The sequence below is a fragment of the Gordonia sp. 852002-50395_SCH5434458 genome (genome assembly GCF_001665905.1).
Classification (GTDB): domain Bacteria; phylum Actinomycetota; class Actinomycetes; order Mycobacteriales; family Mycobacteriaceae; genus Gordonia; species Gordonia jacobaea.
Map to the genome: position 1 here is coordinate 13,668 of NZ_LZTC01000033.1, position 24,310 is coordinate 37,977.

A 24,310-nucleotide genomic window follows, 5' to 3' on the forward strand; every position below is an offset into this window, starting at 1 on the left:
GTCGGCTGGGTTTCAGTACGCGCCGTCGCTGGAGATCACAGCGCGAGCCGTCCTCCACATGATCATCAGATCGTGTGTGATCGACCAGTTCTCGACGTAGGAAAGGTCGAGGCGGACGGACTGCTCCCAGGACAGATCCGACCTGCCGGACACCTGCCACAGCCCGGTCATCCCCGGACGCACGAGCATGCGGCGCGACGTCGGGTCGTCGTAGGTGTCGACCTCTTCACGCAGGGGAGGACGCGGCCCGACGAGGCTCATGGAACCGAACAAGACGTTGAAGAGCTGCGGGATCTCGTCAATGCTGTACCGGCGTAGGAACGCTCCCACCCGGGTGACCCGCGGATCGTCCCGGATCTTGAACAGCACCCCGTTCCCTTCGTTCTGGTCGGCGAGTTGGCTACGCAGCCTGTCGGCGTCCACGACCATCGACCGGAACTTCCACATGTGGAACGGAATGTTGTTGAGTCCTATGCGTTCTGCCCGATAGAAGACGGGACCGCGAGAGTTGAGCTTGATTGCGATCGACACCACGATCAGCGCGGGAGTGAAGGCCAAGAGCAGAAGTGCGGCACCGACCCTGTCGACCGTCGCCTTCAGCAGGCGGTTGGCGCCGTGATACTGAGGCTTCTCGATGTGCAGCAGCGGAAGGTTGGCCACCGGACGGACCGACATCCGAGGTCCGGCGACGTCGGTGACGCCCGGGGACACCAGGATATCGACGTTCATCCCCTCCATGCTCCAGGACAGCTCCCGCATGGCGGAGTGACCCAGAACCTCGGCGGACGTGACTGCCACTGTGGTCGCGCCGCACAGTGCCACGGCCTCACGGGCGTCGTCGAAGGTTCCGATGATCGGAACCTTGCGCTCGCCCACTTCGAGTGACGACGCGTGCGCTTTCGACGAATCCTCGGGAACGCATAGCCCCACCACCTGGTAACCGAGCCGGGGATGAGCGGAGAGGTGTTCGATGAGTGGCGCGGCGGAGCGACTCGATCCGACGACCAACACCTGGTGCTGGTCGACGCCCTTCTCCCATCGCCGCGCGATTGCTTTGCGCCACACCCAATGTGCGATGAGCAGTGCCAGAGTGCCGAAGGGGAGGGCGATTGCGATGAAACCACGCGCCACGTCGAACTTGAAGACGAGGTCGAGCATGGCGATGATGCCGAACGCAATCACACTCGATTTGAGAATGCGGGTGTATTCCGCGTGTCCGGCGCCGATCACCCGTCGGCTGGAGGTACCCGAAACCTTGAGAACAGTACTCCATAGTGCAATGAGAGCCAATGGAAGCACGATGAATGGAAGGTTAATATCTCCCACCGGATTCAGCAGTCGGGGCGCGCCGTATTCTGCCGCCGGGCCGCCATACCGTGCGACGGTCGCGCAGGCCACGCTGATTGTGACGATGATCAGCTCGGTGGCGCGAAGTCGGGACGAATACCGATCCAGCCATGACCGGTCGCCGGGAGATGCGGCCGGACGAAACACCCGAAGATACCGAGGGTATGGACTATCCGTACGGGGTGATGAAGGCAAAGGACGAATGGCCACAAGTCCTCCGACGGGTAAGTGGTTGTTACTGACACCTGCTGACGGTCAGGCGGAAATTTGTTGCAGGCGCAAATTCATTGAAGGTCAGGATTTGGTGCAGAGCGATCGAGTGTATGTGTGATCGAGCTTTTAAGGACTTCATCAACGCCGAGCGTCCTCTCAGTAAATCCTAACGATTCGCGCTCACGGTGCAAGTCGGAATTGGTGTGAAATAGGACGCGTAACGTTCTCTGTCACTATTTCGATTAAGTGCTGCGCGGTGCGCTCGGCGGGCCGCACAACCTGAGATCGGGTAGCCTGACCCGGTGGTGGCATCGCGATCTAAGCCGGTGACGAATGCCATGCGAAGGCAGGCCGTGCTGGTGGGTGTCGGTGCGGCGTGCGCTGCGGCCGGGCGATATCTCATCGATCGGTACTTTCCGGTGTCGCCGATCGTAATTGCGACGGTAGCGCCCATATGTGCTTGCTTCATTTATGCGCTTGTTCGCATGTCCGGGCAGCGCTCGGAGTTCTTCGTGACGGGAATCGCGGTTGGGCTGTCGGGTTTTGCCTCGACCGCAGTGCTCGGGCTGATGTACTACCCCATCTGGCAGGGGCTGGTGGTCCTCGCGATTACTCCACCTGCGTCGGTGATTGCCTACGTCGCCGGCCGGGTGGTGTCGCAGCGATGATCGTCGAAGTGTCGGGACTGCTGCTCACGGGTTTCGTTGCGGCAGTGGTGTGGTGGTATTTTTCGGCGTCGCGAGGCGAGTCCGATGCGCTCGGCAGAGTTTTACTCCTCGGCGTGCTCGCCGCCGCCTGTGCAGGCGCAGCGTGGGGGCTGCCGTTCTCCGGCCAGGTGCGTTCCGTTCTGGTGCTCGGCGGATGTGCCGTTCTCGCGCCCTACGCGTTGGTTGTGGCAGCGGCAGTCGACGCAACGACGAATCGCGCCCGTCGCCAATCGATGGACTCGGGATCCCGACGACGCGATTCGGAGGTCACGCAGTTGCTGTGGTCGACACTGAAGTCCGCGGCACTCGTGATGCTGTACATCCTCGCGGTAGCGTCTGTTGCCGTCCTCGTATACGTCGTTGTGAGTCAGGGTTTCTCCGGAGTGAGGTGAGGACCCGTCAGTCGGGCGGACACCCGGTCAGCGCTGCCCGGGTGGTTCCGGCGAACTGGTAGGCGTAGACGAAAGCCCAAGCCCCCAGCGAGAAGTGGTAGGTGCGGGGAACTGCGACGAGCTGTACGTCGATGCCGAGGCACTGCCGGAATATCACACCGGCGCGAAACAGATGATGGCGCCAACTCACGACCGTCACTCGGCTCCAGTGATGGGCCCGCGCCTGCTCGCGCGTGAACAGCGCCTCGCCGGTTGTCGTCGACGGCCGCGGCGTGAAACACACGATCCTGACCTGGCGGTCCGACGACTGGCAGGCCGCACGCATCGTGGGGTCGTCGTCCGGATACGGGTTGGAGAGCAGTACGGTGTCCGCGAAACCTGCACGGGCGAGGTCGATTCCGAAAGCTTCGCGGCCATCATGCTCACCGCCGAGCACCACAATGGCGTCTGAATGGACCGGCGGCTGTGTGGGTGGATCGGTGAAGAGGCGATAGCCGACGACGGCGCCGCCGAGTTGCACGACCATCAGCGCGGCCACCAGGATGCCGATCACCCGCACCCCGCCGCTCACGGGACCGGGACCATCTCAGCGACGTCGGGCCCGAATGGCGTAGTTGATCGCAGGCTTCTCGACGAAATAGAACGACAGCGTCGCGAGCGCGATGCTCACCGCACTGACCACAACGAAATTGAACGCCAGGCCCGACCAGGTGTCGCCGTGCATCCATCCCCACCTGCCCAGGACCAACAGCACGGGAAAATGCCACAGGTAGATGCTCAGTGATACCCGGCCGCAGTACTCGAACGGGGCCCAGTCGAGTGCCCGGGCAAATGCTGAATCCTCGCCGCGCGCAAAGGGAATGACGATGAACAAGATGATCAAACCGGATGCGAGGGCCGTCGCGGTGCTGGAGAAGGGCGAGCCCATGGCGATGAGCACATAGGTGATCGGAATCAGCGGGAGGATGGCGAGTCCGGTCCATGGTCGCACTCGTTTCAGGCGACGACGCGAGATGAGTCCGGTCTCTGCCCCGACGAACAGAATCGCGGCGATCATGCCGAATGCGAAGTTGTCGGACGAAGCGATGAAGCTGCGCAGCACGACGGCAACCCAGTTGGGCCCCCAGTTCTGCATGATGATGTCGGTGATGCCGAGTCGGCTCGCGAGCCACAGGGCAAAGAACTTCCCGACGGTACCCAGAATCACCAGGACAACGGGGCCGATGAGGGCCAGCAAGAGCGGATTCCACCCATATCGGCGTCGTAACGTGAAGACCAGCAGGCCGATGAGTGGCAATGCCACGTAGAACACGATCTCCATGGTCAACGACCATGACGGGTTGATGCCCGTTTGAAGCATCGACGGGATGTAGCTCTGCACGAGCGTGAGGTTGGCCGCGATCATGGCCGGATCGGTCATCATCCCGATTCCGGCGAACTTCCCGCTTGATTCCGCGACCGCAGCGTTCTCCAGATATACCGCCCGCATGAGATAGCTCGCGACGAGGAAGATGACCAGATATGCCGGGAATACCCGCAGTATTCGGTGTCGGGTGTACGACGCCACGTCAGGCTGTGACTGGCCACCGGTGAACAGGCGGCGAAGAATGGGCAGATACAGCAAAAATCCGGAGAGCGCGAAGAAGAAGATCAGGGATTGACCGAATATCTGCAAGTGGCCGGAAAAGAACGTGTTCGGAGAATAGTGGCCACCGACGTGTTGGGCCAGCACGAGCATGCACGCAATTCCGCGGGGACCGTCGAGTCCGCGAATTCGTGCTCGAAAAGGCTTGGCTTCGGTGGTGTCCTTAGCCTCGGTGACCTGCGGGTCCCGCATCTGTGGGGGATTGTGCGTGTTGTTTTCAGGCATGCGGTGACGACCTGATGATGCGCTCTTTTCGACAGACTCCTCAGGTGCTGTCGCGGAGTGATCACTCACTTGTCAACGATACAACGAGAGCGGAAACGTGTCGCGTCAGATATTCGTGCATCCCGATGGGGTCCTCGATCCTTGCATTCGTTGCTCGAGCCAGGAGATGGCAATGCCGGGATCGACGTCGGCATGTCCGCGATCGGGTTGGAAGGACACGACGAGATTGGCTCCCGCTGAGCAATTCGCGCCTATGACGGCGGTAGTCCAGTCGGCGTCGATCAGGGTGTCTTTTCCGCCGTACATGACCAGAATCGGGGCGGTGGGTAGGCCCTCAGGGAGGCCTCGCTCACGCAAGAGTTGTTCGAGTTGTTCGCGGCTCGTGGTGGAGTCCGGACGGAGGTCTGCATCGGTGAGTGCATCAGCGGCCTGCTGTCGCTCCTGGCTGTAGCGGGCTGCGCACTGCGACAACGCGTTCCAGTTCGTGGTGGCGGAGCCTCGCCGATAGCTGTCGAGGTCGAGGTCGGGGTTCTCGTGCTTGAGTGCCAACAGCAACCACTGGTACAGCCCGTACTGATCTTTGGTCAGATTCGACGACCAGGCCTTGTCCGACAGCTTCGAGATGTCGGCGGGAGGCGAGATGGCGACGCTGCCGACGAGGTCGAGGCCTTTACCGTAGGAGGCGGCGAGAACGTTCGACGCCCACGCGGCTTGGCCGCCCTGCGACACCCCGAATCCCGCCCACTTGTCGGAGGTATTCGACGGCGACATCTGCCTCATCGCGCGCACCGAGTCGATGATGTTGTGTCCCTCGGTTGTCGCGTCGAGGTACGGGTGCGTGGGTTCTGCGTCGCCGGGGGTGCCCAGCCCCTGGTAGTCACTGACTGCCACCGCGTATCCCTGGGCAAGCAGAACGTAGACGAGATCGGCCGCGCCACGAAGGCTCGAGTCCAGCGTCGGCCCGCATTCACTGAGAACACCGACAGTCGCATGGCCGAATCCGATGATCGGCCATCCGCCCTGGGGTGCCTGGCCTGCCGGCACGAATAGGCCGCCGGTGACAACGGTCGGATTGTTGTCGCGATCGGTCGAGGAGTACTCCACGCGCACAGCGAGACTCGTTGCCGCCGAGATCCGGCGGTCGAGGATCGGCATGGTTTGCGCCCACGACACCGTTCCGGGCCCGGTGGTGGCGGCGCGTGGCACTTCCACCGGAACGCCGGGAGGACGTCCGGGCGATGTCGTCGCAGACTGCTCGTCGGAGCCGCAGGCGGTCACTGCTGCCGCGACCGCGATGGCCAGCGCCAACCAACTCACGAACATCCGCACGCGTACGGTCGGGCGATTCACTGCGATTTCTCCAACTCTCGGGTCGCTCTGAGGGTGTTCGACACACCAAGCGCATCGTCGACTTTGTTGCGTAGCAGGCTGAATGCGAGGAGTGCCACCGCGGTGAACACGACGGCAATGGCGGCGCCGAGGCCTATATAGGTGAGCAACTTCGGCGAGCTCACGCCCATATCGGTGGCGGCGTCGATCGTCTTCAGCTCGTAGGGTGCGCGGCCATTCAGGTTGTCGACTTCGACAACCAGCTTGGGCATCTCTCCGGCGAGCGCCGCGGAAAGTTGTTGTGCGGCTTGTGGTGTATCCCCAGTTGTCGTGATGGTCAGCACGGCATTCGTCGGTTCTATCGACGCGACGACGCGCTCGCGGAGGTCGGCAGGGGGAGTCCCCGGATCGATACCCGGCCACTGTGCGGCAGCGACACGCATCAACAGTTGGTCGCTGGTGGCCAGTTCACGATAGGAGGATGCGCGTAGCTGTCCGGCGAGACCACTCGTGCGGGCGCCGGACACGGTTGCCGAACCGGGGGCAACGATGAACAAGCGTGCTTGCGACTCATAGGTTTTCGGTGTCATCTCGGCTGCCAGCCAGCCTGCGAGTCCGCCTGCGATTGCGGCACAGATCAACACAATTCCGCCGCGCAGGAGGATATGTGCGTATTCGCCGACGGTCCGCGTCGATGGTGATTTCATGGGCGGTTGTCGCAATTGCTCTCGGGTTTGTCGCCGTTCAATACGCCCTTCATCCAGGGAATTGCCTGCGCGGAATCGAGTCCGGCGTGGGTATCCCCAACGCGTTTGACGATTGTGAGGTTTTCACCTGCCTCGCAGGACTTTCCGATGACCCGCTCCGTCCACTGCGGAGGGATGAGCGGGTCATCGGTGCCGTACATGACGAGAACGGGCGAGTTGGTGCGGCCTACGGGCAGGGCGTAGTCGGCGAGTTGATCGCGCAGCGCGGTGGTGGCAGCAGCGCTCTTGGGCATCAGGTCTTGCGGTGTCAGTTCACTCAGGGCGCGCTGGGTAGCCGTCAGATCTCCGGTGGAATCGGGAACGCACTGGACCAAGGTGTCCCACTCCGACTTGACCCGCTCGGAGCGGTAGTCGTCGAGGTTGAAACGGTCGGGGAATGTTTTCGCCAGCGAGTCGAGTGCATAGACGAGAAGCGGGTATTGATCGCGTGTCAGTGTCCCCTGCGCGGCTCGGTCGGCGAGGCCCCTCATATCTCCGACGGGAACCAATGCGACGGTCGCGTCGAGATTGGTGTCGCTCCCGTAGTCGGGTTGGCGGTCTCCGGCAGCCCACGCCGCCATGCCGCCGAGCGAAACCCCGAATGACACCCAGTGATTGCTCACGTCGGGCGCGATCGCCTGTGCAGCTCTGACGGCGTCGATCTGGTTGTTGCCATACGTCTTCGCGTTGAGGAAGGGATGGATGTCCTTGCCGTACCCGAGGCCCTGGTAGTCGGACATGACAACGGCATAGCCGTTGAGTCGGAACGCCTCGATGATGGTGTCGTTGCCGAGTAGATTGGCGTATTCGGAAGGGCCGCAGGTGCTCTCGATGCCGGAGTTGCCGTGGCCGAATGCGACGAGTGGCCAGCCGCCTGCGGGCGGGGTGCCCTTGGGGACGACGAGAATTCCGGACACCTCGGTTGCGGAGTTGTCGATTCCGGAAGTCGAACGGTAGACGATTCGCTTGACGACGGCGTCACGATTGTTGATGGCCTTGATCGGTCCGCGGGGCGGATCCTCGACGGCCAGAACCGCCCCCGGTTTGCCGGTGTCGCGGGGCGTCGTCAGCGATGCCGATGGCAGCGGTGACGCGGGGTACGCAGCAGCCGCCGGTGAGAGCGTCAGCGGGGTGTCGTCGGTCGATCGTGCGCATCCCGACACTGCGATCGCGAGAACGCAGACCAGGCCGACCGCGAGCGCAGACGTTGCGCGACGGCGCGTGATGAAGGTCGAGACTAGTGCGGCAGGGCTCACGAGTCCGCGTGCACCTCGGCTGCGTCGACCTTCGATGCCGACACCCGCTCGGCGGTGAAATCGCTTGTCGGTGAACCGCTGTTGTTGTCCGTTGCCGCGCTGTCAGCCTGCTTGCGAGTGACCTTGGCCGTGAACGTGAGCACGACGCCGAGCAGCGGAGCGTTGACACTCTCGATCGCCTTCGTCGATGTGCGGAGTTGCTTCCTCGTGGTGACGCCGCGTCGAGTCACGAGCAGTGCGCCGTCGGTGCGAGCGGCGATCGTGAGGGGCTCCGGCGACGCGGACAGCGGGCCGGCATCGATGATCACGTAGTCGTAGGAATGGATCGCGGACTGAACGACGGCGTCGAAGCCGTCTCCGCCGATGGCGCCCCAGGGGTCAGACGTAACCGGCCCACTCGGTAGGAGGTCGACGCCGTCGTGGAGACTCAGCGTCGCATCGTGAAGGGAGACCTCGCCCACTGCCACGGTCGTCAGGCCTTCGGTCGGCGACTGACCGAGGTCGGCGGTGAGGGTCGGATCGGCGAGGTCGGCGTCGATGATCAGCACGGTTTTCCCGCGCGCGGCGAACGACGACGCAAGATTCACCGCGGTGGTCGTCGTGCCGACGCCGCGGGTAGGGCCGACGACGGTGATCGCCGACGGCGCGGTGCGATGTCGAGTACTTCCCGAGGCGATGAATCGGAGGTTGGCGTCGAGGCGGCGGTACGCGTCGGACGTCGGTCCGGTGGCGGGCTCCAATGACGAATGGTCGGTGAGCTCCGGGTCGGTGGGGATCACGGCGAGAATGCCGGACTTCTCGGTGGTATCGGCGATGTCGGACTCGCTGTCGATGCGACGACGTTGGTAGATGCCGATCGCCACGGCGACGAGCACGCCGATCAGTAATCCGCCAACCGCTCCGATGATGAGCCAGAGCCACCACGACAGACCGCTCTTGGATGACGGGAGGCTCGCGTCGTCGTAGAGAACCGCTGTCGCGGAAGGGGAGTCGCCGCGACGCGACGTCTCGAGTTCCTGAACCACTGCGGTCGTGGAATTGGCAATCGCCTGGGCGTACGCCTGAGCTCGCTTCGCGTCGTCAGCGGAGGCGGTGATCGTCAGGATCACGGTGTCCTTGACCGGGACGGCCGTTACGCTCCCACGAAGGTCCCCGGCGCCGACCTGGCCGCCGAGAGTTTCGGCGGCTCGCTGCGCGACCTGATCGCTCGTCGCAATTGTTGCGTAGCTGTTGACCCGGTCCTGGGCGAACAGGTTGTTCTGGTAGCTCTCGCCGACTGACGTTCCACCCTCCGCGGTCACGAACAACCGAGCGGTGGATTCGTATTTTCCGGGAGAGATCCACGTGCTATAAGCGAAAGCCGCGAAAGCCCCAACCAGCGCTCCCACTACGAGAACCCACCAAAACCGCACAATGATGCGCCAGTAATCGCCGAGTGGCACCTGACCGGTTCCCTTCTCTGGGGCAGCGCCGCGCGGGCGCTTCGTTCAACCGTCGAACAATGGACAGTTGATTGGATCATGGTTCTTGGGCAATTGCTGTGTGGGATTGCCCTCAGCCATTGGTCGATCGCGACGAGCGCAGTGTTACACGATCGGGTGTGTCACTATGTGGCTCGTGGAATCAGCTAGGCGCTCATGGATCCTCGGCACCCTGTTGGTGCTCAGCGCCGCCGTGGTGGCGTTTGGTTCGTTGATGGTGGGAACCAAACCCGCATTTCTTGTCATCGTGTTACTGCTGGTCGTTGTCGGTGCCTACGTTGGCCTGGCGCATCCGACCTGGTTTCTCTGGGCATTCGCCGCTGTTCTCGGATTCATGCCGGTCGCGCATTTACCTGGTGTTCACGTTCCGTTGACATTGGCGTTCGCTGTCGCTGTGATATTGGCGACCGCGATCCACCCCATCGAGGTGCGCTCGCTGACCACAATGGACTGGTTCGTGATCGTTCTCATTGTGGTCAGTGGAATCTCGATGTTGGCAACCTACGTCGGTTTCGCCGACATAGCCCAATATGTGAAATGGTTCACGGTAACTATTCTCATCGTCGCGCTTCTGCGCCTTCCGCGACTCCAGCTACGGACGTTCGGTCGCGTGTACGTGGTGGCCAGCGCCGCCTGCGCGATTGTCGCAGCAGGGGTGCTGGTCTATCCGGGAGTGATGAAGCCGTTCAAGCTATTCGGCTACGACCCCAGTGCGCTGCGCTTCGTCTATCACTCCGGAGGTGCGACGCAGCGGCTTGCAGGGACGTATATCGACCCCAATGCCGCCGGAATCGGATTCTTCGTAGCGCTGGTCATGTGTGTTGTCCTGTTCGACGGGCGCGCACGCAACGTGCTCGGTGTGATTTTGGCGTTGGCGCTTTTGCTCACGCTGAGCCGTGCGGGTCTGTTCTCGGTGATCGTCGGTGTCGTGCTCATGCTCATGTTCCAGACGATGTCGAATCGCAAGCGGCTTGCCATCGTCGGACTCGGTGTGGCCACCTTTGCCGCGCTGGCTGCGGTGCCGCAACTGCGCCAGCGCGTGTTCTCGTCGTTCGGTAGCCAGGACGAGGGGTCGAGTGCGCGTCTGGATGCACTGAAGGAGTATCCGAGTACCGTCGCCGGGCACTGGGTTTTCGGAAAAGGCTGGGGACTGGCCGAGTTCATCGATCCTGAAACGTCATTCACCACCAACTACGTCGCGAACGCACCCCTGCTGGCTGTCTATCGTGGTGGAATTCTGGTCGGTCTGGCATTTGTCGCGATGCTCATTTACGGCTGCTACCTCGGTTATCAGTGCCTGCGTTCGCGCCGCTGGGAATGGGGTTTCTACGGCGGCGGATTCATCGGATTCTCGGTGGTCGCATTGCAGCTCGACTTTTCGACGATCACCATTCCGGTGTCGACCGCAGATCTGTCGCTGCTCATCGTATTTCTGGTCTACACGTCAGAACTCGCGCGAGCCGACTCGCGCACTTCGACGTCAACAGCCGAGGACGGCAGCCTTGGCCAAGCCGACGTACTGGTAGGCGAAGGTCGCCGTCCATAGTGGGATCGACCGGCCGTAGTCGCGCGGCACGGACCGCATGACGACGTCGCCTGCGAAGCACTGGCCGAAGATGTAGCGGGCGCGGAAGAGGTGGTAGCGCCAGCTGACCACTATGACCGAGCGCCAGTGTCGCTCCTTCGCCATCCGCTCCGTGAACATGGCCTCACCACGCGTCGTCGAGGGATCCGGGTTGAAGCAGATGACTTCGATGGATTCGGTGCTCGCCGAGCAGACGCGTTCCATCAGTTCCGCGCCGCCCCGGTGATAGCCGTCGTTCAGGTAGGGGTCGGAGATCAGCACCGTGTTGGCGTAGCCCTCGCGGGCGAGTTGTAGACCGTAGTCTTCGCGGCCGTCGTGTTCGCCGCCGAGCACGACGATGGCGTCGACCTTGCGTAGCGGGTCGGAATGATCCCGATAAAAGAGTTGATAACCGACCCCGTCGAAGGCGAGTACGACCACAACGACAATCACGAGCACCCAACTGATCAGACGGCCGGAGAGTCGTCGTCGACGGCGGGGTGTCTCCTGTCCGCTGCGGGGCTCGGAGACGCAGGAGTCCGTTGGGTCGGGCGACGTCACGTGGCAAGTCCTCCGGCCGGGAATCTGACGTCGTCGACCTTAGTCGAGGCTTCCCTGATTGGCTCGAACCGAGGACGGACGGCCACAAAAAAGCGCTTGATGGAGGGCTGAAAGCCATGATTCTCGGGCGACAAAACCGCAGATCAGACCCTATATTTGCTAGACCAAAGCGGTGATCAATTGAACTTGAATAGCGGTACTTGGATCCAATTCACACCTGCCCGCTTGGATAATCGTAAACTGCACGCGTGGAGAGGGCGGCGGACAAGTACGGGGGCATGACGTTCCCGGAATTGTCGTCGCCATCCTCGCCGATCCGCAGCGCCGGGCGTGCGCGGTCTTCGGCCGTAAGCAGACCGAGGCGGCAGCGCGCACGGTGGTTTCTCAACTCGTGGAAACGCTGGGGCGCGACGTCGGTCTGGACACCCGAAACCGATTCGAATGGCTCCTGCGGCTACCGCAGGACCCCGGCGTCGACGCCCTGCTCGTCGCTCTACAGGCGGGCCTCACCGCCACGACGGCCGAAGTCGACGGGGTGAGCGTCTTCGTCGACTTCGCCTATGGCATCTCGAGTGGATCGGTGTCAGGTGCCTCGGCGTCAGACGTTGGGGCCGACAGCCTCGTCCGGTCGGCCGACGCCGCGCTCTGCCTTGCTCTGGAATCGCAGCGTCGAATGGCAATCGCCGGACCCGAAATCTATGAGCGGCTTGAAGACGACCTCGACCTCGCGGTGAGGCTGACCAACTCGTCGCAGGCAGAGTTCCGACAGTTCTACCAACCGATCGTGCGGATTGCTGATGGCGCGACCGTCGGGTTCGAGTCATTGCTGAGGTGGATCACCGCCGACGGAGTGCTCTTGCCCGGCGACTTCCTCGCCGTCGCCGAACAGACGTCGACGATCCTGCCCATCGGTCGCAACGGGGTGACTCAGGCTGTCCGAGCGCTCCACGAGTCGATCAAACCGATGTGCGGCCCGGACGCGTTCGTCAGCATCAACCTCTCGCGGCAGCAGCTCGTCGACGAGACGATCGTCGATCACGTGGTCACCGAGATCGACAAGTACGGCCTCGGCCCTGGTCAGATCTGGATAGAGGTCCAGGAAAACGAGGTCATCGACTTCGACACGGAGGCACAGCGTGCCGTCGAACGACTACACGAGAGCGGCTGCACCATCTCGATCGACGACCTCGGCTCGGGATTCTCGGCGCTGCGATACGTGCGGGACCTACCGGTCGACGTCGTCAAGGTCGATCGGGCGCTCATCTCGGCTATCGCAAACAATCCGACCGACCGAGCGGTGGTGCACGCAATCTGCGAAATGGCCGAGACGATGAACATCTCGACGGTCGCGGAGGGCGTCGAGCACCACGCCGACTTCACCGGCGTCGAAGAGTTGGGTTTCCAGTTCGCGCAGGGCATCTACTTCGGCGCACCCGAGCCGTTCGGGTCGGCGCCGTAGTAGTCCTCCGGGTGCGGGTTCAGTAGTAGTACGGGAAGGCGTCCCACTCCGGAGAACGCTTCTCCAAGAACGCATCTCGGCCCTCGACGGCCTCGTCGGTCATGTACGCCAGGCGAGTGGCCTCGCCGGCGAAGACCTGCTGGCCCATCAGTCCATCGTCGGTGAGGTTGAACGCGAACTTCAACATGCGCTGGGCCGTCGGCGATTTGCCGTTGATCGCCCGTGCCCAGTCGATGGCTGTGCGCTCGAGGTCGGCGTGGTCGACGACGCGGTTGACCGCGCCCATGCGGTGCATGGTCTCGGCGTCGTATGCCTCGCCGAGGAAGAAGATCTCGCGGGCGAACTTCTGGCCGACCTGCTTGGCGAGATAGGCGCTGCCGTATCCGGCGTCGAACGAGCCGACGTCGGCGTCGGTCTGCTTGAAGCGGGCGTGCTCACGCGAGGCGAGCGTCAGGTCGCAGACGACGTGCAGCGAGTGCCCGCCGCCGGCGGCCCAACCGTTGACCACGGCGATCACGACCTTGGGCATGGTGCGGATGAGTCGTTGTACCTCGAGGATGTGCAGTCGGCCGCCCTCGGCCTTGACGCGCGCCTCGTCGACCCCGGTGGCGTCGGCGCGAGTGACGTCGGAGTCGTGGCTGGTCGCGTACTGGTAGCCCGACCGTCCACGGATGCGCTGATCGCCGCCGGAACAGAAGGCCCAGCCGCCGTCCTTGGGGCTCGGGCCGTTGCCGGTGAGCAGGATTGTTCCGACGTCGGGGCTGCGTCGAGCGTGGTCGAGGGTGCGGTAGAGCTCGTCGACGCTGTGGGGGCGGAACGCGTTTCGAACCTCGGGCCGGTTGAAGGCGATGCGCACGATTCCGTCGGCGCGGCTCGTGCCGACGTGGCGGTGGTAGGTGATGTCGGTGAGGTCGTCGAAGCCTTCGACTGTGGTCCACTGGCTGGGGTCGAAGGGCTGGTCTGATGCGTGCTGGGTCTCACCGGAGGTCATGAATATTGACCTTAGTTGTCCGATGAGTGGCCTTCGCGAAGCCCCATCTGGCACCCTTGATGCATGTCATTCGAGGTGATCGCGATTGTGATCGTCGCCTGGGTGACGATCTCGGTGGTCGTCGCCCTGGTGGTCGGTGCCGTGATCAGGCAGCGTGACCGGCGCGAAGCGCCCCGTCCGACCCAGCTCGCAAGCGGTTCCGAATCCGACAAGCACGAGGGCTGACCGGCCATATACGGTGGCCAGATGGCATCTGACACGCGCGACGGTTGGGACATCCGCTCCGAAGAGGAGTCGCCCCACGAGGGCGGATTCCGCGCAAGGATCGAGGTCACGACCGACCGCGGCGGACCCCGATACGCCGAGCTCAACGAGCAGATCCGACGGCTCATGGACCTCGCCCGCTACGCGAGTCCCGAGGGCGCGGAGACCGACGAGCTACTCGAGCAGATAACCGCCCTCAACGAACGACTGGAGAAGGTCCAGGTCGACGAGTGGCACACTCCCGCGGGAACCCGCGTAGACCTTCCTGCACGAGGCAACATCACGCTCCCGCCGTACGTGATCTCGTCGGCGAGCGCCGACGGAGTGGTCGCAGAGGTCACCTTCAGGCCGTTTCACCTCGGTGGCAACAACGCGGCGCACGGAGGGCAGGTGGGGGTCGCATTCGACGATCTCGGCGGCATGGCGTCGGCGCTCGCGATCAACGGGGTCACCCGCACCGCATATCTGACGGTCCAATACCGCTCGCTGACACCGTTGTCGACGCCGCTGACGTGCCGCACCTGGGTCGACAAGCGTGAAGGGCGCAAGGCCTTCGTGAAGGGCACCCTCCACGACGGCGACCGTCTGTGTGCCGAGCTGGATTCGCTATTTATTGAGCTGAAGCCTGGTCAGCCGTAACATTTCGAGGTACCAGGGTCGGGGGCGTCTACGTCGGGGGTTGTCCATATCCCAGGGGTCATGAGTACCAGGGAGATTGACAGGCATGGACCGGCATTCGGTGGTCGACGACCGCCTGGCGATCACCGTCGCGCTGGGAGCACTCCTGTTCGCGGTGGTTACGTTTGTGCAGGTCACTCTCGACACAACGCCCGGAGCACGTCCTGCATCATCGGTTGCGGCGGTCACGGCCGTCGTGCTCGGCGTTGCCGCGTGGATGATCTGGCGGCGGCCGGGGGCGATCACGTCGCGCACCGCTCCGGTGCTGGTCACTGCGGCTGCGCTGCTTGTTGCCGCGAATCCTCTCGCTTACGTGCTCTGCACGCACGTCGCCTACCCGTCGATCGGAACGCTGCTGGTCATCGTCGGGATCGGGGCACTCGTCCCGTATCCGCGCATCGCGCTCGCGCTGATCGTCGGGCTAAATGTGGCGGCGCTGCTGTTGGCGTGGCGCTATCCGCAGGCCGCTCCGCTGGGCGTCGTAGCCGTGCAGTTGCTCAAGGCTGACGTGCTCGCGCTCGTGATCGCGCTGACCTGGCGACGCACCGAGCGTCGCCTCGGGGCGGCCACCGAGACCATCGCGCATATGGCGGTGACCGACGAGCTCACGGGTCTGCTCAACCGTCGAGGACTGACCGAGCGCGGACAGACCTTTGTCGACGAGGCCCTCGCGTCGGGAGACCATGTGATTGTCGCCTTCATCGACGTCAACAACCTCAAGGGAATCAACGACTTTCACGGACACTTCGTCGGTGACAGTCACCTCTCCGGTATCGGCGAGTCGTTCAGGTGGGTGCTCGACGGTGGCGATTTGGCCGCCCGGGTTGGAGGCGACGAGTTCGCGTTGGTTGCGCGCGGCGGACCGGATGAGGTCTCGCAGTTCCGATCGCGCGTCGAACTTCTACGTGCACGAGTGCCGCACTTCGGCGTCGCGATCGGGTGGGCGCAGTGTGGGCCGGATGACGCCAGGACGCTGCGGACCCTGTTCGACGAGGCGGACGGAATGATGCTGCGCCACAAGCGACGGCTGATCTAGGGGTCGTCGGCGCGGCGGTGCGGCTATTTGGTGCCGTGCGGGTGTTGGGGCGGGGTGCAGTTGTTTTGCTTTAGCTGTTTGGCTTCAGGTGTTTGGCTTCAGTGCAGTTCGGTGACCTCGATTGTCGCGCCCGCGGTGTGGAGTCGGTCGATCAGTGCGTCGCCCATCGCGACGGCGGGTGTGAGAACGCCTGCGCGCGAGGGCAACTGGTGGCGGTTCAGTGCGAGTGTCAGTGCGCTCTCGCCGAGCATGACGGCCGTGGCCTTGTATCCGGGGTCGCCCTTCATCGAGAAGGTGGAGCGGAAGCGTCGACCGGTCGTGGTGCGCGTGTAGGTGCGGATCACGAAATAGCCGTTCTCCCGCGCCTTTTCGCTGGGACCGGAGCCCGGTTTCGGAAGCACGCGGTCGAGGAGCGCGCGCGTCGGGGTGAACGACATCGCGCCGAGGAACGCGCCGGACCCGATACCGACGGCGCCCGCGATGACCGTCGACACTCCCGGGACACCGCCGACGGACATGGTCTCGGCGTAGTGGAAGTCCTTGCCGTACGCGCCGTCGAGGAGTGCGTTGGAGCGTCGAACTATGCGCGTGTTGTGCGAAGCCATGAAGAACGGTGCGAGGGTTCCGCGCAGCGATTCGTCGACCTTGTGCGCGTTGATGATTCCGATGTCGCTCGGCTCCGACGACAGCGCGGCTCGCGGGGTCTGGGCGGGTGCGCCCGAGAGCGCCTGTGGGTTGAGTAGGAGGCGTCGGACGCTGGAATCCTTTGCCTGCTCGGCGATCACGCGCATCGAGTCGATGGTTCCGCCCGAGACGCCGCCGCGCATCGCAGCCACGACCATGGTGGTGTCGGTCATTTCGCCCGCGTCGGCATCGGTGACTCCGCGATAGAGCTCGTAAGCGGCGAGATCGGAAGGGACGGAATCGAATCCGCACGAATGCACGATGCGTGCGCCGGTGGCCTCCGCGATCTCGTGGGCTTTCTGGATGGAGTAGTGCACGAAGGGGACCTCGCCGGTGAGGTCGACGTAGTCGGTGCCCGCGCTGGCTGCGGCGACGACGAGTGCCTCGCCGTAGCGCAGGTACGGCCCGACGGTGGTGCAGATGACGCGCGTGCGGGCGACCATGGCGTCGAGCGATGCGGGCGACGACGAGTCGGCGACGATGAGCGGCCAGTTGCGAGCGGCGTCTGGCAGGCGGCGTCGGGTGTCGGCGAGTTTGGTCTCAGAACGCCCCGCGAGCGCGATGCGTGTTCCGGCGGGAGCATGCTCGGCGAGGTAGCGGGCGGTGAGTTCACCGACGAATCCGGTGGCGCCGAAGACGACGACGTCGAATTCGCGGATATCGGGCGCCACGGACGGGCTCGTCGAGGCTGACGACTGGATGTTTTCGGGCTGGCTTTCACCGGTCATGAGTTCAATGTATATGCGACTCCAGTCACAGTAACAATGGGCTGCGTCGTTGTACGGGTGCAGCGTCGCAGGTCAGGCACGGGTTTCAGGGGGTGAGCCTGCGGGCGGCCGCGCGTGCCGCGAAGGGCGCGACGAACAGCATGAGCAGTACGCGCAGGATCTGCGCCGCGACGACGAATGCGACGTTGGAGCCCGCGGCAGTCGCCGCCGCGAGCACCGCGTAGATACCGCCCGGGGTGGTGGCGAGGTAGCAGTCGAACATCGACTCGCCCGTCCACCAGGAGAGGAGCACGCCGAGCAGCGCGCAGCCGACGCCGATCGCGAGGATCAGCACGACTGCGGCGGGCAGGATGCGGCCGATGGCGCGGAGTCGGGGGAGCGTGAACCCGAGGCCCGCCTGCCAGCCGATCACCGCGTATGCGGCGGCGAGCAGGACCGAGGGAACGGCGGCGTCGCCTGCAATCCCGGTGAGTTCTGCTGCCGTTGCGAGGGCCATCGGGCCGAGGAGGCCCGCTGCGGGGAGGTGGATGAGTTTTCCGAGCGGGAGGCCGACCCCGATGCAGATCGCGAGGAGCGCGACGCCCGCGGCCTGTTCTGTCCAGGTCGGCCGGGCGACAACGACATTCGACGACGACGCGTGGAACACCAGCGACGCGACGAGCGGAATGGTGCTGGTCACGAGTGCGACCCGGACGTACTGGACGACCGCGACGACGCGCTCGTCACCACCTAGATCGCGGGTCAGCGCGACGAGACCCGACGCCCCGCCGGCCACCAGAGCGAGTGAGCCGGTCAGGGCGTCGACGTCGCGGTGCAGGCCGAGGAGCGCGCCGCCCGCGACCGATAGCGCGAGCGTGCCGAGCCCCACGACGAGGACCGGCAGCCAGGCGGAGCCGAGGCCCGAGATGGTCGTCGGATCGGCCATGGTGCCGATGTAGACGCCGACCGTGCCCTGCGCCGCCAACATCGCCGCGCGGGGGACCATCGGCGGGTCGGTGGCGTCGTTTTTGGCCTTGTCGGCGGGTTCTGTTGCGCTGTCGGGGTGTGGTGCGGCCGCGGTTTGGGTGCTTGTGTCGGCGAGCGTGCGTGGGCGCGGGGCGTATCCGACGATCGCGAGGAGTGCGGCGACGAGCAGTCCGGCGAACAGGGGTGCGGCGTCGACGTCGATGAGGTCCAGCAGGACACTGACGCCGACCGTGAAGGCGGCGAGCAGGAACCAGCGGGTCATTAGTCGAGCGTAGCGAGGGGGCGAGCGAGCGGTCGGGTGGAGCGAGGGGGCGGTTTGGGTCAGGGGGCGGTTGCGCTGCCCAGGCTGAGTGCGGCGAAGGGTCGGGGTGCGCCGTGTTGGTAGAACTGGTCGAGTGCGGTGAGGTCGAAACCGTTGTCCGTCAACAGTTTCGGGATGTCGCGGGTGAGGTGGCAGCCGCCTGCGGTGCGTTTCTGGATCGGTTCGAGGCGTCGCTGCCAGCGTCGGACGGCGTCGTCGGGCGCGGTGCCGTGTTCGAGAAAGACGACGGTGCCGCCGGGGCGCACGACGCGGGCGATCTCGGCGAGTGCGGCGTCGACGTCGGGGATGGTGCAGAGGGTGAAGGTCGAGAGCGCGGCGTCGAACGTGTCGTTGTCGAAGGGGAGGCGCTGGCCATCGAGTCCGGCGCGGCGGATGGGGACGGGCGAGGCGGTGACGTGCTCGACGGCCATGTTCCACGCGACGTCGGAGGGTTCGATCGCGTCGACGGACGTGACGGCGGCCGGGTAGAGGCCGACGTTGCGGCCGGAGCCGAAGCCGATCTCGACGACCCGGCCAGAGAGTGGCGTGCATGCGCGGCGTCGAAGAGGGTCGAGCATCGACGACCCGCACGTCACGTTGATGACGCGCGGCAGAACGTGATCGGTGTAGAAGCCCACTTGCCAACCTTCCGTCGAGCCGACGGCACGTATCGGAGATCACTTTAGGTGCGGACATAGGCTGGAGCTCATGAATTCCTCGACAGAGTCGACGAACTCCATGCCTGGCGCGGCGAGTTCCACGCCTGCGGAGGCGGGTGGGCCGAATCCGTCGACGTTGCAGGCGCGGGTGATCGTCGACGAGATGATCCGCGGAGGTGTGCGGGAGGCCGTGCTGTGTCCAGGGTCGCGCAACGCGCCGCTCGCCTATGCGCTGTACCTGGCGGATCGGGAGGGTCGGCTGCGGCTGCACGTGCGGATCGACGAGAGGTCGGCGGGGTTTTTGGCGTTGGGGTTGGCGGTGTCGTCGAGGCAGCCGGTGCCGATCGTGATGACGAGCGGCACGGCCGTCGCCAACATGGGGCCCGCGGTGTTCGAGGCGAACTACGCGCGGGTGCCGCTCGTCGTTGTCAGTGCGAATCGGCCGTATGAGCTGCTGGGATCTGGCGCCAATCAAACCGTCGAGCAGTTCGGGATCTTCGGGACGCAGGTGCGGGCGGCGATCAGCATCGGGCTGGCCGAGGAGGGCCTCGACGCGAACAGTCAGTGGCGTTCGGCCGTCGGGCGTGTGTTGGCGTCTGCGCGTGGTGCGCGGACGGGAAATCCCGGGCCCGTGCAGTTCGACATTCCGCTGCGCGAGCCGCTGGTGCCCGACGTCACGAGTACGTCCGAGGATCTCGGCGCGTTCTCCGGACGACCTGGCGGCGTGCCGTGGACGCAGGCGCCCGTGGCCAAGCTCGACGTCCCGCTGCCGATCGATCTCTCGCTGGACACCGTGGTGATCTCGGGGCACGGGTCGGGTGTGCATCCGGAGTTGGCGGGCGTGCCGACCGTCGCGGAGCCGACAGCGCCGCACGCCGCGACGCCGCTGCACCCGCTGGCGCTGGGATCGATCAAGCCGCAGCAGGCCATCATCTGCGGGCGTCCGACGCTGCATCGCGGGGTGTCGCGGCTGCTGGCCGATCCGGAGGTGCGCGTCTATGCGCTGACCACCGGGCCGCGCTGGCCGGACGTGTCGGGCAACGTCTACGCGACCGGAACGCGCGCGGAGGTCAGCGGCGAGCCGCGCGAGGAATGGCTCAAGGAGTGCGCCGCCCTCGAGCAGCGCGTGCTGGGAGCTGTCGACGCCGTGCTCGACGAACCGGGGCCGCCGACCGGGCTGCACGTCGCGCGCGTGGTGAGTGCTGCGTTGTCGGCGGGTGATCAGTTCGTGGTCGGGGCGAGTAATCCGATTCGCGACGTCGCGCTGGCGGGTCGGGTGTCCGAGGGTGTGCGCGTGCTGTCGAACCGCGGCGTCGCGGGGATCGACGGGACCAATTCGACGGCGATCGGCGCTGCGCTGGCCGGGGGTGCGGCGTCGACCGTCGCTCTGATGGGCGACCTGACGTTCATCCACGACTCGACCGGGCTGATCATCGGGCCGGGTGAGCCGCGCCCGTCGTCGCTGCGGATCGTCGTGGCCAATGACGACGGCGGCGGGATCTTCGGGCTGCTCGAGCAGGGCGATCCGCGGCTCGACTCCGGCGCGTTGTCGGGGGCGTACGAGCGGGTCTTCGGGACGCCGCACCGCACCGACCTGGCCGCCCTGTGCGCCGGGATGCGGGTGGCGCATCGTCGGGTGTCGCTGGGCGAACTCGCCGCCGTGCTTGGCGAGGAGCTGCCGGACGACGCCGGGGGCATCGAGGTCGTCGAGGTGGTCACCGACCGCGGCCGACTGCGCGACGTGCACGCCGCCATCGCCGCTCGGGTGTCGGGGTAGGGGTCGGGGCTGGCTTTGGGTCGGGCCGTGCTGCGCGGCTGGGGTGGGGTGGGGTGGGCGGCCGGCGGTGCGCGCAGAAAAGTGCACCCCCCCCTGGGGTGGTCGGGGTGTACCAGTACAGGTCCGCGGCCCACAGGACGTAGTTTTCTGCGCGAGGAGCCGCGCCCGACGGGGGCGTCGGACCCGGCGGTTATCCTGGCAGCCATGAATCCGACCATCCTGCGACGCGTGCAGAAGGTGTTGCTCACGCTCGGGATGGTCGTGACCGCGATGTGCCTTGTGCTCATCGTCGCGTGCTTCCGCAACGACGCGGAGATCGAGAAGCACAAGGCCACGGTCACCGCCGACGTCGTGTACGCCGACCGGCTGCACGCCAACGCGTACTTCCAGACGCCCGACGGCTCGGTGCACAGTCCGCGGCTCGGGCTGCTGTATCCGACGGAGCTGACCGCGGGCCAGCGGATTCGAGTCGACTACAGCACCGCCAACCCCGACCTCGCGAAACCGACAGGGCGCACCGCTGTGCTCTCGATCGTGCCCGCGGTGTCGGTGGCGGTGCTGGGGTGGATCGTCGTCGGGGCGCTGATGCTCGGCGTCGCGGAGTTCTCCCGACGCTGGGGCCGACGCCGCGCTGCCCTCCGCGCCGCGCGCGACGAGGCCGACGCGGGGAGCGCTGGTGCCCAGGCCGACGGTGGTGCGCGCGACGAGGCCGACGCGGAGGGCGCCGGTGCGCAGGCCGACGGCGCTGCGCGGGGCGAAGCCGACGCGGGGAGCGGCGCTGCGCGGGGCGATGACGGTGCACAGAGGTCCGGTGCGCAGGCGGAGGCCGAGGCGTCCTCGACTGGCGCGGAGTCCAAGTCGTCGGCTGCCGAGACTTCACGCGGAGTTTCGAGACCCGACACGTCGGCCGAGGTTGCCGGAAACCTCGGCCGCTGATTCTTGCGGCATGCGCGTCGCAATCGCCGCCGAGAGTTTCCTTCCGCAGGTCAACGGGGTCGTGAACTCGGTTCTCCGGGTCATCGACCACCTCGAACGTCAGGGCCACGAGGCCGTCGTGATCGCTCCCGACTCGGCGCGCGGCGTCGAACGTGGTCCGCGACTGGTGGGTCGGCGCACGCCGGTGCATCTGTTGCCGTCGGTGAAGGTGCCGCGGGTGTCGTCGTTGCCGGTGGGTGTGCCCGCGCCGGTGCTGTATCGGACCTTGCGTGATTTTCAGCCCGACGTCGTGCATCTCGCGTCGCCGTTCGTGGTGGGCGGGGCCGCGGCTGTGGTTGCTCGACGACTCGACATCCCCACGGTCGCGGTGTTCCAGACCGACATCGCGGGTTTTGCCGATGCGTACCGGCTCGGCGTGGCCTCACGCGCGGCGTGGCGCTACACCAAGCGTCTGCACGAGATGTGTGACCGTACGTTGGTTCCGTCGAGTGCGACGCTAAAATCGCTTGGTGCACATGGTGTTCCGCGCCTGTATCGGTGGGGGCGCGGCGTCGACACGCAGTTGTTCAATCCGACTCGGCGCGACGAGGCGCTGCGTCGTGAGTGGATGGGTGATCGGGAGCGGTTGGTCGTCGGATTCGTCGGCCGGTTGGCGCCGGAGAAGCACGTCGAGCGGTTGGCATCGCTCGCGCACGACGACTCGGTGCGGGTGGTGATCGTCGGCGACGGACCGGAGCGCGCGAGGTTGACGCGACTGCTGCCCGACGCGGTGTTCACCGGGGAGTTGCGCGGCGTCGAGTTGGCTCGTGCGTACGCGAGCCTCGACGTGTTCACGCATGCGGGCGAGCACGAGACGTTCTGCCAGGCGATCCAGGAGGCGATGGCCAGCGGGCTGCCGGTCGTCGGGCCGGACGCCGGTGGGCCGCGTGATCTGGTCTCGGCGTGGCGGACGGGGTATCTGCTCGAGCCGGCGTCGTACTCGGCAAAGTTGCCCGAGGTGATCGACGTGCTGCGCGACGACACGCATCGCGCGGCGATGGGGCGGGCGGGGCTTGCGGCGGTGCGCGATCGGACCTGGCCTGCGATCTGCGAGCAACTGGTCGGGCACTACCGCGCGGTGATCGCCGGGCAGAGCGGACTGACCGATTCGGAGCTGTTGGCCGGGTAGTAGCGTGGTCGGCATGGCCATCACCGACCGCGCAGGTCTCGACAAGGCGCCTGCCGAGGTCGCCGCGATGTTCGACGGCGTCGCGAAGCGCTACGACATCACGAATACTGTGCTCTCCTTCGCGCAGGACCGTCGGTGGCGCAAAGCGACACGCAAGGCACTGGCGCTGGGCCCGTCGGACGTTGTCCTGGATCTCGCGGCGGGGACCGCGGTCTCGACCGTCGAGCTGGGGGAGTCGGGGGCGACGTGCATCGCCGCCGACTTCTCGCTGGGCATGTTGAAGGCGGGCGCCGACCGCGACGTTCCCAAGGTCGCGGCCGACGCGCTGGCGTTGCCGTTTGCCGACGGATCGTTTGACGCCGCGACGATCTCGTTCGGGCTGCGGAACGTGCAGGACGTTCCACTTGCGCTGTCCGAACTGAGCCGTGTGCTGAAACCCGGTGGGCGACTTGCGATCTGCGAGTTCTCGACCCCGACCTTCGGGCCGTTTCGCACCGTCTACATGGAGTATCTGATGAAGGCGCTGCCCGTGGTGGCGACCAAGGTGTCGAGCAATCCGGCGGCGTATGTGTATCTGGCGGAGTCGATTCGGGCGTGGCCGGACCAGTTCGGGTTAGGCGACCTGATCCGCGCCGCGGGGTTCACCGACGTGCGCTGGCAGAACCTGACCGGCGGGATCGCCGCGGTGCACACGGGCCGCAAGGCCTAGGGCGACCGGATGCGTACACAATTGTGACGTGAGGGGGGCGCCGAGGAGATTATTGTCTTGGCGTCGCGCTGACGACCGAGTTGTGTACGCGCGCCGCGGGTGTGGCAGTTTGGCGGGCGTCGAGCAAGGTGTCACGCGGGCCTCGATCAGCGGGCCGGGTTCGGGCGCGCGCGGGTGCTGGCCTCGTAGATGTGTGTCTTATCGAAAGATGTGGGTGCTGCAGCACACAGATCCTTCGATTCGACACACATTTAGCCGCCGGGCACTGCTCGGCGCAGCTCTTGAGCGGCGCGGGGTTCACCGACGTGCGCTGGCAGAACCTGACCGGCGGGATCGCCGCGGTGCACACGGGTCGCAAGGCCTAGGGCGGCCGGGTGCGTACACAACTCGGTCGTCAGCGGGACGCCAAGACAATAATCTCCTCGGCCCCCCGCTCACGTCACAATTGCTGTCTCTTATACACATCTGACGCTGCCGACGATCGCATA

24 protein-coding genes are annotated in these 24,310 nt (G+C 65.4%); 12 read left to right on the plus strand and 12 right to left on the minus strand.

Annotated features, from left to right (window positions below; genetic code table 11):
• Positions 1-12 precede the first annotated feature (12 nt).
• Entirely contained in the window at positions 13-1,299 is a 1,287-nt protein-coding gene (locus A5785_RS06270) for a sugar transferase (protein ID WP_231895438.1), read from the minus strand.
• 746 nt (positions 1,300-2,045) lie between these two features.
• Between A5785_RS06270 and A5785_RS23235 the strand changes: the two genes are divergently transcribed.
• Complete coding sequence (locus A5785_RS23235; RefSeq protein WP_152930047.1) at positions 2,046-2,228, plus strand: hypothetical protein; 183 nt, start codon at positions 2,046-2,048, stop codon at positions 2,226-2,228.
• Positions 2,225-2,659 carry a hypothetical protein gene (locus A5785_RS06280; protein WP_049698653.1) on the plus strand — a complete coding sequence of 145 codons (435 nt, stop codon included), beginning with the start codon at positions 2,225-2,227 and terminating at the stop codon, positions 2,657-2,659. The genes A5785_RS23235 and A5785_RS06280 overlap by 4 nt, the downstream gene beginning before the upstream one ends.
• Positions 2,660-2,666: 7 nt before the next feature.
• Here A5785_RS06280 and A5785_RS06285 read toward each other — a convergent pair whose 3' ends face one another.
• The 6 genes from A5785_RS06285 to A5785_RS06310 form a co-directional block, all read right to left on the minus strand.
• The gene (locus tag A5785_RS06285) at positions 2,667-3,230 is read right to left on the minus strand and encodes a YdcF family protein (protein WP_231894339.1); all 564 of its coding nucleotides are present in this window, start codon (positions 3,228-3,230) and stop codon (positions 2,667-2,669) included.
• Between the two features lie 15 nt (positions 3,231-3,245).
• Positions 3,246-4,529 carry an acyltransferase family protein gene (locus A5785_RS06290; RefSeq protein ID WP_231894338.1) on the minus strand — a complete coding sequence of 428 codons (1,284 nt, stop codon included), beginning with the start codon at positions 4,527-4,529 and terminating at the stop codon, positions 3,246-3,248.
• Between the two features lie 105 nt (positions 4,530-4,634).
• The gene (locus tag A5785_RS06295) at positions 4,635-5,879 is read right to left on the minus strand and encodes a lipase family protein (protein ID WP_053117421.1); all 1,245 of its coding nucleotides are present in this window, start codon (positions 5,877-5,879) and stop codon (positions 4,635-4,637) included.
• Positions 5,876-6,565 (minus strand): hypothetical protein, encoded by a 690-nt coding sequence (locus A5785_RS06300; protein ID WP_049698654.1) that lies wholly within the window; start codon positions 6,563-6,565, stop codon positions 5,876-5,878. Before A5785_RS06300 ends, A5785_RS06295 begins: the two co-directional genes overlap by 4 nt.
• Complete coding sequence (locus A5785_RS06305) at positions 6,562-7,860, minus strand: lipase family protein (RefSeq protein WP_049698655.1); 1,299 nt, start codon at positions 7,858-7,860, stop codon at positions 6,562-6,564. Before A5785_RS06305 ends, A5785_RS06300 begins: the two co-directional genes overlap by 4 nt.
• The gene (locus tag A5785_RS06310) at positions 7,857-9,302 is read right to left on the minus strand and encodes a polysaccharide biosynthesis tyrosine autokinase (RefSeq protein ID WP_082938126.1); all 1,446 of its coding nucleotides are present in this window, start codon (positions 9,300-9,302) and stop codon (positions 7,857-7,859) included. The genes A5785_RS06305 and A5785_RS06310 overlap by 4 nt, the downstream gene beginning before the upstream one ends.
• Before the next feature lie 166 nt (positions 9,303-9,468).
• Between A5785_RS06310 and A5785_RS06315 the strand changes: the two genes are divergently transcribed.
• Positions 9,469-10,887, plus strand: a complete 1,419-nt coding sequence (locus tag A5785_RS06315; protein ID WP_049698657.1) for an O-antigen ligase family protein — start codon at positions 9,469-9,471, stop codon at positions 10,885-10,887.
• Here the strand turns inward: A5785_RS06315 and A5785_RS06320 are convergent.
• On the minus strand, positions 10,822-11,466 hold the full coding sequence (locus tag A5785_RS06320) for a YdcF family protein (protein WP_049698658.1): 645 nt from the start codon (positions 11,464-11,466) through the stop codon (positions 10,822-10,824). The genes A5785_RS06315 and A5785_RS06320 overlap by 66 nt on opposite strands.
• Positions 11,467-11,857: 391 nt before the next feature.
• On the opposite strand from A5785_RS06320, the gene A5785_RS06325 reads away from it, so the two are divergent.
• Entirely contained in the window at positions 11,858-12,925 is a 1,068-nt protein-coding gene (locus A5785_RS06325) for an EAL domain-containing protein (RefSeq protein WP_231895439.1), read from the plus strand.
• 19 nt (positions 12,926-12,944) lie between these two features.
• Here A5785_RS06325 and A5785_RS06330 read toward each other — a convergent pair whose 3' ends face one another.
• The gene (locus tag A5785_RS06330; protein ID WP_049698660.1) at positions 12,945-13,916 is read right to left on the minus strand and encodes a 1,4-dihydroxy-2-naphthoyl-CoA synthase; all 972 of its coding nucleotides are present in this window, start codon (positions 13,914-13,916) and stop codon (positions 12,945-12,947) included.
• A gap of 63 nt (positions 13,917-13,979) precedes the next feature.
• Between A5785_RS06330 and A5785_RS23470 the strand changes: the two genes are divergently transcribed.
• The 3 genes from A5785_RS23470 to A5785_RS06340 all read left to right on the plus strand — a co-directional run bounded on the left by A5785_RS23470 (position 13,980) and on the right by A5785_RS06340 (position 15,894).
• On the plus strand, positions 13,980-14,141 hold the full coding sequence (locus A5785_RS23470; RefSeq protein WP_197494623.1) for a hypothetical protein: 162 nt from the start codon (positions 13,980-13,982) through the stop codon (positions 14,139-14,141).
• A gap of 21 nt (positions 14,142-14,162) precedes the next feature.
• A complete protein-coding gene (locus A5785_RS06335; RefSeq protein ID WP_049698661.1) occupies positions 14,163-14,819 on the plus strand; it encodes a PaaI family thioesterase in 657 nt (218 codons plus the stop codon).
• 85 nt (positions 14,820-14,904) lie between these two features.
• Positions 14,905-15,894 (plus strand): GGDEF domain-containing protein, encoded by a 990-nt coding sequence (locus A5785_RS06340; RefSeq protein ID WP_049698662.1) that lies wholly within the window; start codon positions 14,905-14,907, stop codon positions 15,892-15,894.
• 98 nt (positions 15,895-15,992) lie between these two features.
• On the opposite strand, the gene A5785_RS06345 is transcribed toward A5785_RS06340, so the two are convergent.
• The 3 genes from A5785_RS06345 to A5785_RS06355 form a co-directional block, all read right to left on the minus strand.
• A complete protein-coding gene (locus A5785_RS06345) occupies positions 15,993-17,306 on the minus strand; it encodes a saccharopine dehydrogenase family protein (RefSeq protein ID WP_049698663.1) in 1,314 nt (437 codons plus the stop codon).
• Between the two features lie 85 nt (positions 17,307-17,391).
• Positions 17,392-18,534, minus strand: coding sequence for an AbrB family transcriptional regulator (locus A5785_RS06350; RefSeq protein ID WP_049698664.1), 1,143 nt, complete (start codon positions 18,532-18,534; stop codon positions 17,392-17,394).
• A 59-nt stretch (positions 18,535-18,593) separates the two neighbouring features.
• The gene (locus tag A5785_RS06355; RefSeq protein WP_049698665.1) at positions 18,594-19,211 is read right to left on the minus strand and encodes a class I SAM-dependent methyltransferase; all 618 of its coding nucleotides are present in this window, start codon (positions 19,209-19,211) and stop codon (positions 18,594-18,596) included.
• A 100-nt stretch (positions 19,212-19,311) separates the two neighbouring features.
• Here A5785_RS06355 and menD point away from each other — a divergent pair, with 100 nt between their 5' ends.
• The 5 genes from menD (at position 19,312) to A5785_RS23885 (ending at position 24,187) form a co-directional block, all read left to right on the plus strand.
• Positions 19,312-21,009, plus strand: a complete 1,698-nt coding sequence (gene menD / locus A5785_RS06360) for a 2-succinyl-5-enolpyruvyl-6-hydroxy-3-cyclohexene-1-carboxylic-acid synthase (protein WP_064865277.1) — start codon at positions 19,312-19,314, stop codon at positions 21,007-21,009.
• A gap of 204 nt (positions 21,010-21,213) precedes the next feature.
• Complete coding sequence (locus tag A5785_RS24000) at positions 21,214-21,945, plus strand: DUF3592 domain-containing protein (protein ID WP_064865281.1); 732 nt, start codon at positions 21,214-21,216, stop codon at positions 21,943-21,945.
• Positions 21,946-21,955: 10 nt separating this feature from the next.
• Entirely contained in the window at positions 21,956-23,113 is a 1,158-nt protein-coding gene (locus A5785_RS06370; RefSeq protein WP_049698667.1) for a glycosyltransferase family 4 protein, read from the plus strand.
• A gap of 13 nt (positions 23,114-23,126) precedes the next feature.
• Positions 23,127-23,822, plus strand: coding sequence for a demethylmenaquinone methyltransferase (locus A5785_RS06375; protein WP_049699010.1), 696 nt, complete (start codon positions 23,127-23,129; stop codon positions 23,820-23,822).
• A 191-nt stretch (positions 23,823-24,013) separates the two neighbouring features.
• A complete protein-coding gene (locus tag A5785_RS23885) occupies positions 24,014-24,187 on the plus strand; it encodes a class I SAM-dependent methyltransferase (protein ID WP_269449564.1) in 174 nt (57 codons plus the stop codon).
• Positions 24,188-24,310 lie beyond the last annotated feature (123 nt).